Here is a 12,790-nt window from a genome sequence, read left to right as displayed (position 1 = left end):
GGGACGGGGCCTGCGGCGCGAGGCCTCAGCGGCGCTTGGACTGCGCGCGGCGCTCCTGGCGGTTGGCAGAGTGTCGTCGTCCGGCGGAGTCTGCTGACCGAACGCGCCGGTGGTCGCCGCGTCCTCGGCCTCGCCCTCGGGCAGTGCCGCGCGGGCCTCGGCCGCGCGCGCCTTGGCGGTAGCCGCCTGCTGCACCTTGCCGCTGGTCGCGCACCTCGACTCCGCCCGAGTCGCTCGGAGCCGAAGTAGCTCGGCTTCTCGACCGGGGCGGGCTCGGCGAGCCCTTCGCCGCGACTCCGGCGACCTCGCCCTGCTTCTGCGTCACCTCGACCTCCAGGTTGAACAGGAAGCCGACGGTCTCCTCGCGGATCTGCCCCATCATCTGCTGGAACAGGGCGAAGCCCTCGCGCTGGTACTCGACCAGCGGGTCGCGCTTCGCCATGGCACGCAGGCCGATGCCGTCCTTGAGGTAGTCCATCTCGTAGAGGTGGTCGCGCCAGCGGCGGTCGATCACCGAGAGCACGACGCGGCGCTCGGGCTCGCGCATGGCCGGCAGGCCCAGCTGGTCCTCGCGGCGCTGGTAGGCGAGCTTGGCGTCCGAGAGGATCTCGCGGCGCATGAACTCGCTGACGATGCGCCCTCGGCTGCCCGCCTCCTGCACGACCTCGTCGATCGTGAGGCTGATCAGGTAGAGGGTCTTGAGCTCGGTCAGAGGGCGTCGAAGTCCCAGTCGTCGCCGTTGCCCTGGCCGGTGTGCACCTCGAGGATCTCGTCGATCACGTCGACGAAGAACTTCTGGGTGCGCTCGTGCAGGTCGTCGCCCTCGAGGATGTGGCGGCGGTCGGAGTAGATCGCCTCGCGCTGGCGGTTCAGGACGTCGTCGTACTTGAGGACGTTCTTGCGGATCTCGGCGTTGCGCGCCTCGACCTGCGACTGCGCGCTGCGGATGGCGCGCGACACGACCTTCGACTCGATGGCGATGTCGTCCGGGACGTTGCCGCGGCCCATGAGCGCCTCGGCCGCGCCGGAGTTGAACAGGCGCATGAGATCGTCGGTGAGCGAGAGGTAGAAGCGGCTCTCCCCCGGGTCGCCCTGACGGCCGGAGCGGCCGCGAAGCTGGTTGTCGATGCGGCGCGACTCGTGGCGCTCGGTGCCGAGGACGTAGAGGCCGCCGGCGGCCTGGACCTTCTCGGCCTCCTCGGCGACCTTCGCCTTGACGCCCTTGAAGACGTCGTCCCACGCCGCCTCGTAGTCGTCGGGAGTGTCGACGGGGCTGAGGCCCTTGGCGGTCATCTCGGCGACGGCCAGGAACTCGGCGTTCCCGCCGAGCATGACGTCGGTGCCGCGGCCGGCCATGTTGGTGGCGACCGTGACGGCGCCGAGGCGACCCGCCTGGGCGACGATGGCCGCCTCCCGCGCGTGGTTCTTCGCGTTCAGCACCTCGTGCCGCACGCCCTTCTTGGCGAGCAGGCGCGAGAGGTACTCGCTCTTCTCGACGCTCGTGGTGCCCACGAGGACGGGCTGGCCCTTCGCGTGGCGCTCGACGATGTCCTCGACGACCTGCTCGAACTTGACCTGCTCGTTCTTGTAGACGAGGTCCGGGTTGTCGATGCGCTGCATCTTGCGGTTCGTCGGGATCGGGACGACACCGAGCTTGTACGTCGCCATGAACTCCAGCGCCTCGGTCTCGGCGGTTCGGTCATCCCCGAGAGCTTGGAGTAGAGGCGGAAGTAGTTCTGCAGCGTGACGGTCGCCCGAGGGTCTGGTTCTCGGCCTTGACCTGCACGCCCTCCTTCGCCTCGATCGCCTGGTGGATGCCCTCGTTGTAGCGGCGGCCGGCGAGGATGCGCCCGGTGTGCTCGTCGACGATCATGACCTCGCCGTTCAGCACGACGTAGTCCTTGTCCTTCTTGAACAGGGCTCGGGCCTTGATCGAGTTGTTGAGGAAGGAGATGAGCGGGGTGTTGGCCGACTCGTAGAGGTTGTCGATGCCGAGGTAGTCCTCGACCTTCTCGATGCCGGGCTCGAGCACGCCCACGGTGCGCTTCTTCTCGTCGACCTCGTAGTCCTCGCCCTCGACGAGGCGCTTGGCGAGCCCCGCGAACTCCGAGAACCAGCGGCTCCGCCTCGCCCGACGCGGGGCCGGAGATGATCAGCGGGGTGCGCGCCTCGTCGATCAGGATCGAGTCGACCTCGTCGACGATCGCGTAGAAGTGCCCGCGCTGGACCATGTCCTGCGCCTGCCACGCCATGTTGTCGCGCAGGTAGTCGAAGCCGAACTCGTTGCCCGGTGCCGTAGGCGATGTCTGGCGGCGCACTGCTCGCGGCGCTGCTCGGGGGTCTGGCCCGCCAGGATGGCGCCGGTCGTCGATGCCGAGGGCGCGGAAGACGCGCCCCATCAGCTCCGACCGGTACGACGCGAGGAGGCCGTTGACCGTGACGATGTGGACGCCCCGGCTGGCGATGGCGTTGAGGTACGCCGGGAGGGTCGCGACGAGGGTCTTGCCCTCGCCGGTCTTTCATCTCGGCGATGTTGCCGAGGTGCAGGCCCGCCCCGCCCATGAGCTGGACGTCGAAGTGGCGCAGGCCCAGGGTGCGCCGGGACGCCTCGCGGACGGCGGCGAACGCCTCCGGCAGCAGGTCGTCGAGGGACTCGCCGTTCGAGTAGCGCTCGCGCAGCTCGACGGTCTCGTTCTTCAGCTCCTCGTCGCTGAGGTGCGTGAAGTCCTCTTCGAGGGCGTCGACGGCTTTCGCGTAGCCCTCGGAGGCGGCGGATGATCCGCCCCTCCCCGACGCGAAGGACCTTTTCGAGAACTGAGGCCACGGGGTACTCCAAAACGTAGAAGACAGGCGCCCGGCGCCAGAGCGCGGACCGCGACCGGCTCAGTCGCGGAGCGCCGGACGCGGGCCGAGGACGCGTCCGCCCTCGGCGGACGCACGGACCGGCGGACGAGGACGGGCCCGGTGCTGCGCACCGGGGCCCGTCCGAGGAGGTGCGACTCAGCCCGCGGCCTGCTGCGCGGGCTCGTCCGCCTCGTCGCCGAGGGAGATCACCTCCGTAGTCCCAGCCCTTGCGGCGAGCAGACGACGCTCGGCCCGACCCGAGTCCGAGTCGATGAAGAGGTAGAAGTCGTGCCCGACGAGCTCCATGTAGTCGACGGCGTCGTCGACGCTCATCGAGACGGAGGCGAAGACCTTCTTGCGGATGACGACGGGGCAGTACGGCTCCTCCTCGACGTCGTCGACCGCCTCCGCGGGCGGGCTCTGCACCGGGATCACCCCGGTGCTCACGGCCTCGAGGACGGCGGCGTCGGCCGGCTGGATGCCGACTCCGCTGAAGTCGGCGGCAGCGGCGTCCCGCAGGGACGTGGGGCGATGCTGGCCCCGATGGACCTTCTTCCGATCCTTGGCTCGTCGCACGCGTTCCAGCAGCCGACCGAGGGCCACGTCGAACGCCGCGTACTTGTCCGCGCCGTCGGCCTCCGCCCGGACGACCGGGCCCTTGCCGATCAGGCGTCAGCTCGACGCGGTCGCCACCGCTCGCGCCCTTGGACTCGCTGTGACGGCTCGCCCTGATCTCGAGCGCGAGCGCCCGGTCGGCGAGGTGCGCCACCTTCTCCGACTTCTCCGTCGCGTACGCGCGGAAGCGATCCGGCGATGCCCAAGTTGCGTCCTGTGATGTCGATGCCCGCGACAACACTCCCAGTCGAGGAGTACGGCGTGCTCGCCTTTCTCCGAGCGGACCGTTCACGCCGTGCACCCGAGCGTGGGCCCCGTCACCGAAGCGTCACCGGAAGTTCACCGCACCGCGCCTCGGAGTCGCCGGGGTCGTCTGCGGATCGGATGCTCGGAGCGCAGTGGCGTCGCCGCCAGCGCCGCAGCGGCGCGTGCGGTTCCGCCCGCGGCCTCGACCGCGCGCCGGATCTCGAGCAGCGTCGCGCGCCGAGGTGACCACGTCGTCGACGAGGACCACCTCCACGCCGACGAGGGAACCGCCCCGCCCGGAACGCGCCGTCGAGGTTGCCTCTGCGCTCGATCCGGTCGAGCCCGACCTGGTCCACGGATCGGCGGACGCGGCGGACCGCGATGCGCAGCGCGTCCGCCGCAGGCGCGCCACCGGGTCGACCGGGTCGTAGCCGCGCTTCACGCGGCGGCCGTGCGATCCCGGCGGAGCGACGAGCGGCGCCGGCCGGCCGGCCAGCGCGAGGGGCGAGCGCCGGACGCAGGCGGGCGGCGAGCGGGTGCGCCGCGTCGGTGCGCCCCTCCTCCCCTTCAGCGCGACGACCAGGCGGCGAGCGGTGCCCTCGTGCGGCACTCCCGCGAAGACCGCGAGCGGCCGCCCCGCGGGACCGATCCAGTCGCGGAGGCGGCATCGGCAGCCGGGCGAGGGCGAGGGCGCACTCGGGGCAGGGGGCTGTCGTCGCCGCCCGACCGCATGCAGGGCAGTCGACGGGGAGCACGACGGCCGGGCTGCGTCGAGGAGCCGGGAGCGGAGCATCCCGCCGAGGATGCCGCCTCGGCGACGGACGCCACGCGCCACCGGGTCCGCTCCGTCGTGGAGCACGTCCTGGGGAGGAGCGCTCAGGACCCACGCCGGTCTGCGTCGCCAGGAGGCGGACGTCGGTCGCGATCGTCTGCCAGGCGGATCCGCGCTGCTGCCGCAGCTCGCCGCCCTCGGCCAGGATGCGGATCTGCGTGGTCGCGTTGCCCGCGGCGATCTGGCGCGCACCGGTCGTGGTGCCCAGCGGCGCCGGATCCGCCGCCGAGCTGGTCCTGCAGCGTGACGGCGTCCTCGCCCGTGGACGCGCGCACCACCGACACGACGTCGAGCCTCCGTCCAGCCCGCGGTGACCGCGGTGCCGAGCGTCGAGGAGAGGACGACGGGCTCGCCGACCGCCACGGGATCCCCGTTCGCCGACCGCGTGATGCCCGCGACGAGAATGGAGGCCTGCTGCCCGTCCTGGACGAGGGCGAGCATCCGGCTGCCGTCGACACCGACAGCGAGGCGAGGTCTCGACCTCGGACCAGGCCGTCGCCACCTGGAAGGAGCCGGCGCCGTCGGGGGCGTAGGCCACCAGCTGGTTCGGCGCGGCCGAGGGCACGGACCACACGTAGCCGAACGGGTCGATGGCGGGCGCCGTCAGCCCCGCGCGGGCGTCCAGCAGGACGTCCGGCTGCTCGGGGGCCACGAGCGAGACCCCGGCCGCGGAGAGCACCGCCGCCGCGGCCTCGGAGTCGGCACCCCGCTGCTCCCCAGCGCGACGGCCGACGGCGACAGCGCGCGCACCCGGTCCGAGACCGCGGTCTCGGTGAGGCCCGCCGATCCGAGGAAGCCGAACGCGTCGTCGGTGAGCACGAGGGGCGCGTGTCGACGCGGGGGCTGATCGGCAGCCCGCTCACCTCGGCGGGCACCTCGATCGGGTTCTGCTCGACCGAGAGCGCCACTCCGGTGACGTTCGAGACGGAGCCGGGGCACGGCTGAGCTGCAGGCGCATGAGCCGCCACTGGCGCTCGTCGGCCTCGAGCGCCGCCGGGTTCAGGTCGACGACAGCTCTGCTGCGCCTCGACCGGCACGGTCTCGGCGGCGAGGGAGGTGCCGGTCGGGAAGGCGGACACGACCGCGCCGGAATCGCTCAGCCAGGGCGTGGGGCCGCGGAGCAGCTCGGTGACGATCGTGGTGCTGGTCGAGCTGTCGGCCCGCGAGGCGAACCAGCGCAGGTCGGGCACGAGGTAGGTGTAGGAGGGGTCGAAGAAGTAGAGCGCGTGGGTCGAGAAGACCTGCTCGAACGTGGTGCGGTCGATCACGACACCGCTCGGCGGCGAGCTGATCCGCCACTCCCCGTCCTCCTGCACGAAGCCGTAGTCGAGGCTCAGCGCGGTCGTGGAGGCGACCTCGGTGTACACGCCGGTCGCGTCGATCTCGGCCACCGGAGTGATCGAGAGGGTGAGGGTCGAGGAGGACTGCTGCGTCGGCGAGCGCTGCCCCTCGTCGACGGTGACGTGCTCGCTCGGCGTCCAGTCGGCTCCGGCCGACAGGAACTCGCGCGCGATCTTGTAGTTGCTCTGCGGACTGGAGGCGGCGTCGATGAACCCGGTGAGGATCTCGCGCTGGGACGCGCCCTCCGCCGGACCGGAGGGCAGGAAGTCGTACTGCAGGTCCTGCGGCGCGGAGTCGGCGCGCCCGACGCCCACGTCGCCGTCGCGCGGGATGCCGGCGCAGCCGACCAGCGCGAGCAGCACCGCCGCCGTTCCTGCGAGCGCGTGCAGGGCGCGCCGGCTCGCGAGACGGCCTCGGGCAGGGGCGGCATGACGATCGGGCCGGTGAAGGCCTGCTCCCCCGCGTCGACGGGAGGCAGCGGGAGCGGCGAGGACTCGATGCGCTCGCCCCGGCGCCGGGGGATGGTCAGGCGGAAGCACGCACCGCGGTCCGGCATCGACCACACCTGCAGCCAGCCGTGGTGCAGGGCGGTGTCCTCCTGGGCGATCGACATGCCCAGCCCGGTGCCGCCGAGCGTGCGCTTGCGGGAGGGATCGGCGCGCCAGAACCGGTCGAAGACGCGCACCACCTCCTCCGAGCTCATGCCGTGCCCGTAGTCGCGGACGGCGAGCGCCACGGCCGTCGCGTTGCTGTCGACGGTGACCACGATCTCGCGGCCGTCGCCGTGCTCGATGGCGTTGCCGAGGAGGTTGCGGACGATGCGGCGGATGCGGCGCGCGTCCATGTCGGCGTCGAAGTAGCCGCCGGGCGCGGAGAGGGTGAGCACCGACCCGTTCGCCTCCGCGATCCCGCGCATCCCGTCGATCTCGTCGCCGGCGAGGCGGACCAGGTTCACCGGCTCCAGCTCGAGCTCCGCCGATCCGGCGTCGTGCCGGGAGATCTCGAGCAGATCGGCGAGCAGGCTCTCGAAGCGGGCGATCTGCCCGTGCAGCAGCTCGACCGTGCGCTCGGCCACGGGCGGGAAGCCCTCGCGCTGGTCGTAGAGGACGTCGCCCGCGAGCTTCATCGTGGTCAGCGGGGTGCGCAGCTCGTGCGAGACGTCCGAGACGAAGCGCTGCTGCACGCGGCTGAGGGTCGCGAGCTCGCTGATCTGCTCCTGCAGGCTGTCGGCCATGCCGTTGAAGGAGCGGGCGAGCGTCGCGATCACGTCCTCGCCCTTCTCCGGGATCCGCACGTCGACGTCCCCCGCTGCCAGGCGCTGGCTGGTCTCGGCGGCGACGCGCACCGGGGCCACGACGATGCGCACGACGACCCAGCTGACGGCTCCGATGAGCAGGATCAGCAGGAGCCCGGCGACGTTCAGCACCTGCTGGACGAACTGGAGCGTGCGCTCGGCGTCGGCCAGCGAGTAGCCGATGTAGAGCTCGTACCGCCCGGCGGAGCTCGGCAGCTCGAGGGTCGAGCCGACGAGGATGCCGGGCTGCTCGTCGCCGTCGGCGTCGAGGGTCACCGACTGCCAGTACTGCCCCTCCGACCCCGCCTGCACGCGCTGGCGGAGCTCGTCGCTGATGATGCCGTCCTGCAGCTCGCGGTTGTAGATGTCCTGCGGGGCGAGCGAGGACGCCTCCTGGTCGGGAGAGCGGACGATCGCGATGAGAGCGGAGGAGGACGCGTCGCGGATGGCGGTGCGGACCGAGCTCATCACCTCCTCCATGTCCTGACGGGTGGAGACGGTGGCCGCGTCGAGGTAGCCCTGCGCCGCGCGGGTCGCCCGCGAGGTGTCGCCGGTGACCTGCGTGAGTCGCGACTGGAAGAGGTTGTCGCTGATGCTGTACGAGAGGTACGCGCCGGTCGATCCGATCGCGATCCCGCTGAGCAGCACGGTGATGGCGACGGCGCGGAACTGCAGCGAGCGCCGCCAGACGCGGAGGACCCGACCGAGGCCAGCGCCGGACGCCGGCCGTGGGGAAGCGGCGCGCGGACGACACGGTCAGCCGAGGCGACGGCGCCCGCGCGGTAGCCCACGCCGCGCACGGTCATCACGATGCGGGGGTCGTCCGGGTCCTTCTCGACCTTGGCGCGCAAGCGCTGGACGTGGACGTTCACCAACCGGGTGTCGGCCTTGTAGTGGTAGCCCCAGACCTGCTCGAGCAGCATCTCCCGCGTGAACACCTGCTGCGGCTTCGAGGCGAGCGCGAGGAGCAGGTCGAACTCGAGCGGGGTGAGGCCGATGCGGGTGTCGCCGCGGCACCTCGTGCCCGGCGACGTCGAGGCTGAGGTCGCCGACCTGCAGCACGGCGTTGGCGGCGACCTGCGCGGGGCGCAGCCGGGTCGATCGCGCGACGAGCTCCTCGGGATCGGCGGGCTTCACCATGTAGTCGTCGGCGCCCGACTCGAGCCCCTGCACGACGTCGGAGGTGTCGGACTTCGCCGTGAGCATGATGATGGGGACGCCCGACTCGGCGCGCACCTCGCGGCACACCTCGATGCCGTCCATCCCCGGCAGCATCAGGTCGAGCAGGAGGAGATCGGGGCGGGACCTGCGGAAGGCCTCCAGAGCACCCGAGCCGTCGGCGCAGAACGAGACGTCGTAGTCCTCGGCCCGCAGGACGATGCCGATCATCTCGGCGAGGGCCGCGTCGTCGTCGACCACCAGAATGCGCGCGCTCATGGGCCTGTCTTCCTCGTTCCTCCCGCGCCGGCCCCCCTGGGCGCGCGCGGATGTGCTCAGGCTAACCGAGTCCGCTCGACGTTCGGCGGGACGCGGGAGAGGAGCCTCGGACACGCCTGTGCCAGCATGGGAGCGATGACCGACGCAGCTCACTGGCCACCGCCCTCCGGTCCCTCGGACGAGGCGGGCGCGCAGGACCGCCCGCCCGTCGCAGCCGACGCGCCGCGCCTCCCGCTCCCGTCGCCCCGAGCGCCTGGTCACCCTCGAGCCCCTGGCACTCCACCGCGCCCACGGTCGCTGCGAGCGGGTGGACGCCGCCCCCGCGCCGGTCTGGTGCCGCTGCGTCCCCTCGGCTTCGGCACGCTGCTCGGCGCTCCGTTCCAGGTGCTGCGCCGCAGCCCCGGACGACCTCGGACCGGCCCTGCTGATCGGGGTCGGCTCGGTGCTCGCCCTCGTGATCTACGGAGTCGTCGCCGTCCTCGCCCTCGGCCGCATCGACCAGGCGGAGGCGGCCGACCGCGACGCCGTGGGTGCGGGCTCGATCGCGATCGTGATCCTCGCCGCCCTCATCCCCCTGGGCGTCTCGCTCGCCACAGGCGCCCTGGTGCAGGGCCTCGTGGTGCTCGAGGTCTCGCGGGCGGTGCTCGGAGAAGGCCGACGCTCAGGCAGCTCCTCGCCCGGCTCCGCGGTCGCTTCTGGGCGCTGGTCGGCTGGACGGTCCTCCAGGGCATCGGGCTCTCCCTGCTCGTCCTCGTCGCCGTGGCCGTCGCGGTCCCCCTCTTCGTCGTGGGCGCGCAGGACGCGGGTGCGGGCGCGATCGTCGGCGGCGTCCTCGTGCTGCTCGTCGCGGCGGCATCGGCGACGGCGCTGGGCGCCTGGATCGGGACGAAGCTCGCCCTCGTGCCGAGCCTCCTGGTCATCGAGCGCCAGCCGCTCCGCCGTGCCGTGGCGCGCTCGTGGGCGCTGGTCGCCGGCGGGTTCTGGCGCACCTTCGGCGCCCTGGCCCTGATGCTCGTCATCGTGCAGGTCGCGGGACAGGTCGTCGCCACTCCCCTGAGCCTGCTCGTGCCGATCGGCGGTGCTCTGATGCGCGCCCACCGACCCGGAGGCGCAGATCGCCGCCTCGCTGGTCGTCACCCTGCTCTCGCTGGCCGTCGGACTCGTGATCGGCGCGGTCGGCACGGTCCTGCAGGCCGCCGTCACCGGACTCGCCTACCTCGACCGCCGGATGCGCCGCGAGGGCTTCGACCTCGTCCTCCTGCGGCACGTCGAGGACCGCGCGGCGGGCCTGGACTCCCCCGACCCGTTCCCGGCCCGGAGCGGACGCCGCGGTGATCCGCGCCCTGGCCCCCGCGACCGCACTGGACCCCGACGCCGAGGAGGCCCGGCGCCCCTGCTCGAGGAGCTCGCCGACCCGCGCTACCGGGCGGCGGAGCCGAGCTGGTTCGACCGGGCGGTGCAGGCCGTCCGCGACTGGTTCTCGTCCCTCACCGTGCCGACGGACGGCCCGGCCGTCCCGATCGCCGCGGTGATCGGGGTCCTCGTCGTCGTCGCGCTCGTCGTCACCGCGCTGCTGATCGCGGGTCGGCCGAGCCTGCGCCGCCGCAGCGCGCTCCGCGGGTCGGTGCTGGCCGCGGACGACGAGGCGCTCGTCGGCCGACCTCCGGGCACTCGCCGAGGCCGCCGCGGCGCGCGGGGACTGGAGCGAGGCCGTGATCGAGCGGTTCCGCGCGCTGGTCCGCTCCCTCGACGAGCGGACGCTGGTCCGCGCCTCCCCGGGCACGACCGCGCACGGCTTCGCCCGCCGCGCCCAGGCCGTGTTCCCGGATCGGCCGCCGATCTCGGGCGCACCGCCGACGACTTCGATGCAGTGCGGTACCTCGACCGACCGGGCGGACTCGAGGAGTACTCCCGCGTCCGCGCACTCGACGACGCACTCGCGGTCGCGGACCCGACGCTCCCGCTCTCCGCGGATCCGCTCCCGGGGGCCCCGATGACGGCGCGGACCGATGCCGTCTCCACCCCGACCCTCGGTGCGCTGCTGCGCCGTGGGCGCGTGTGGGCGGCGCTCCTCGCGCTCGTCGCCGTGGGCACCGTGCTGCTGACCGTCGCCACGGGGGCGCCGGCGCTCGCGCCCGACCTCGACGTCGACAGCGCCGCCCCGGACGGGTCCCGCGCCGTCGCGCAGGTGCTGCGCGAGGGGCGTGACCGTCGACCGCGCCGACGACCTCGAGCACGGCGCTCGGGGCCGCGGACTCCGGCGCGGTGCTCCTGGTCGACGACGCCGACGCCGTGCTCGACGAGCAGCAGTACGCCGACCTCGAGGACGCTTTCGGCTCGATCGTGCTCGTCCGCCCGCCACCACCGCGCTCGACGCCCTGCTCCCCGGGGTGGCGTCCGCGGGCGTCCGCTCGCGGACGGGTCGCTCGACGCCGACTGCGCCGTCCGGGCCGCCGCGCGCGCGGGGCGATCCCCGCGGGCGGTCGGGCCTACCGCATCGTCGAGGGCGAGGCGACGGGCTGCTTCCCCACCGGGGACGACGCCTTCGCGCTCGTCACGGGCACGAGCCCCGGAGGCGCGGACGTCGCGGTCCTCGGCGACGCCGACGTGCTCCGCAACGGGACGATCGACGAGCAGGGCGCGCCGCCCTCGCCCTGAATCTGCTCGGCGCCCAGGAGCGCCTCGTCTGGTACCGCGTCGGCTTCGACGATCTGCGCGGCGAGGGCGCCGTCGATCCGGCCGATCTCGCTCCCGGCTGGGTCACGCCCGTGATCCTCCTGCTGCTGGCCGTCGGAGTGGCCTCGGCCGTCTGGCGGGGACGCCGCTTCGGTCCGCTCGCCGTCGAGCCGCTGCCCGTCGTCGTGCACGCGAGCGAGACCGCCCGCGGCCGCGCGCGCCTCTACGCGCGAGGAGCACCCGCGTCCGCGCCCTCGACGCGCTGCGCATCGGCACTCTCCGCCGCGTCGCCTCGATGCTCGGCCTGTCCGCCTCCGCGGGGGTCGACGAGATCGTGAGCGGCGCATCCGAACTGCTCGGCGGCGGCCGGTCGCCCTGCGCCGGCTCCTCGTCGAGGACGAGCCCGCCGACGACGCGTCGCTCGTGCGCGCGTCCGACGACCCTCCTCCGCCTCGAGAGCGCCGTCCGCGCCGCCCTCGCCCCGACTCCGCACCCCGTCCGACGACAGGGAAGGCACCCTCCGATGACCGACTCCCCCCTCCCGCCGATCGCCGAGGACGGGCTGCGCGCAGAGCTCGACCGCGTCCGCACCGAGGTCGGCCGCGCCGTCGTCGGGCAGGACGGCGCGGTCTCCGGCCTCCTCATCGCCCTCCTCGCCGGCGGGCACGTCCTGCTCGAGGGCGTCCCCGGAGTCGCGAAAACTCTCCTCGTGCGCGCCCTGTCGCTCTCGCTCGGGCTCGACACCCGCCGCGTGCAGTTCACCCCGGACCTCATGCCCGGCGACATCACCGGCTCGCTCGTCTACGACGCGTCCACCTCCGGCTTCTCCTTCCGGGAGGGCCCGGTCTTCACGAACCTGCTGCTCGCGGACGAGATCAACCGCACCCCGCCGAAGACCCAGGCGGCGCTGCTCCGAGGCGATGGAGGAGCGGCAGGTCAGCGTCGACGGGCGCACCCTCGCCCTCCCCGATCCGTTCCTCGTGGCCGCCACGCAGAACCCGGTGGAGTACGAGGGCACCTACGCGCTGCCGGAGGCGCAGCTGGACCGCTTCCTCCTCAAGCTCGTGCTCGAGATCCCGCCGCGCGACGTCGAGGTCGAGGTGCTGTCGCGCCACGCGGCCGGCTTCGATCCGCGCGATCTCCAGGCGGCGGGGGTGCACCCGGTGCTCGACGCGGGGCGGCTCGGGCCGCTCAGGACTCCGTCCGCCGGGTCGGAGCCGGAGCCGACGTCCTCGGCTACATCGTCGACATCGCCCGCGCCACGCGCGAGAGCCCGAGCGTGAAGCTCGGCGCGAGCCCCCGCGGCCGACGGCCCTGCTGGCCGCCTCACGGGCGTGGGCCTGGCTGAACGGCTACGGCTCGATCACTCCGGACCACGTGCAGGCCATGGTCCTGCCCGTCCTGCGGCACCGCCTCCAGCTCCAGCCGGAGGCGGAGCTCGAGGGCGTCCGGACGGAGGCCGTCCTCGGCGGCGTCCTGCAGCAGGTCCGCGTCCCGGTCTGATC

At 73.3% G+C, this 12,790-nt stretch carries 6 protein-coding genes and 5 pseudogenes; 2 read left to right on the top strand and 9 right to left on the bottom strand.

Annotation, left to right across the window (positions count from 1 at the left end; genetic code table 11):
- Positions 1-25 precede the first annotated feature (25 nt).
- The 9 genes and pseudogenes from AC0CII_RS01870 to mtrA all read right to left on the bottom strand — a co-directional run.
- Entirely contained in the window at positions 26-661 is a 636-nt protein-coding gene (locus AC0CII_RS01870) for a hypothetical protein (RefSeq protein WP_465228520.1), read from the bottom strand.
- Between the two features lie 47 nt (positions 662-708).
- Positions 709-1,620, bottom strand: a complete 912-nt coding sequence (locus tag AC0CII_RS01865) for a preprotein translocase subunit SecA (RefSeq protein ID WP_465228603.1) — start codon at positions 1,618-1,620, stop codon at positions 709-711.
- A gap of 137 nt (positions 1,621-1,757) precedes the next feature.
- Positions 1,758-2,465: pseudogene (locus tag AC0CII_RS01860) on the bottom strand (hypothetical protein); the annotation flags it as partial.
- A gap of 115 nt (positions 2,466-2,580) precedes the next feature.
- Positions 2,581-2,850, bottom strand: a pseudogene (locus AC0CII_RS01855) (hypothetical protein); the annotation flags it as partial.
- 150 nt (positions 2,851-3,000) lie between these two features.
- Positions 3,001-3,420 carry a sigma 54 modulation/S30EA ribosomal C-terminal domain-containing protein gene (locus tag AC0CII_RS01850; protein ID WP_465228519.1) on the bottom strand — a complete coding sequence of 140 codons (420 nt, stop codon included), beginning with the start codon at positions 3,418-3,420 and terminating at the stop codon, positions 3,001-3,003.
- A 367-nt stretch (positions 3,421-3,787) separates the two neighbouring features.
- Positions 3,788-4,564 carry a hypothetical protein gene (locus tag AC0CII_RS01845; protein ID WP_465228518.1) on the bottom strand — a complete coding sequence of 259 codons (777 nt, stop codon included), beginning with the start codon at positions 4,562-4,564 and terminating at the stop codon, positions 3,788-3,790.
- A 17-nt stretch (positions 4,565-4,581) separates the two neighbouring features.
- Entirely contained in the window at positions 4,582-6,192 is a 1,611-nt protein-coding gene (locus AC0CII_RS01840) for a GerMN domain-containing protein (RefSeq protein WP_465228517.1), read from the bottom strand.
- 215 nt (positions 6,193-6,407) lie between these two features.
- A pseudogene (gene mtrB, locus AC0CII_RS01835) lies at positions 6,408-7,820 on the bottom strand (MtrAB system histidine kinase MtrB); the annotation flags it as partial.
- Positions 7,821-7,936: 116 nt separating this feature from the next.
- Positions 7,937-8,609: pseudogene (mtrA, locus tag AC0CII_RS01830) on the bottom strand (MtrAB system response regulator MtrA); the annotation flags it as partial.
- Between the two features lie 333 nt (positions 8,610-8,942).
- On the opposite strand from mtrA, the gene AC0CII_RS01825 reads away from it, so the two are divergent.
- Positions 8,943-9,944 (top strand): hypothetical protein, encoded by a 1,002-nt coding sequence (locus tag AC0CII_RS01825; protein WP_465228516.1) that lies wholly within the window; start codon positions 8,943-8,945, stop codon positions 9,942-9,944.
- Between the two features lie 1,864 nt (positions 9,945-11,808).
- Positions 11,809-12,788, top strand: a pseudogene (locus AC0CII_RS01820) (AAA family ATPase).
- Positions 12,789-12,790: the final 2 nt, after the last annotated feature.

It is taken from the genome of Rathayibacter sp. AC182 (assembly GCF_979253875.1).
This window is presented reverse-complemented; position numbering and strand designations above follow the sequence as displayed.

Excerpts from the sequence above, each read along its gene's own strand:
- AC0CII_RS01865 (WP_465228603.1), bottom strand. The coding sequence starts at position 1,620 with ATGCAGCGCATCGACAACCCGGACCTCGTCTACAAGAACGAGCAGGTC.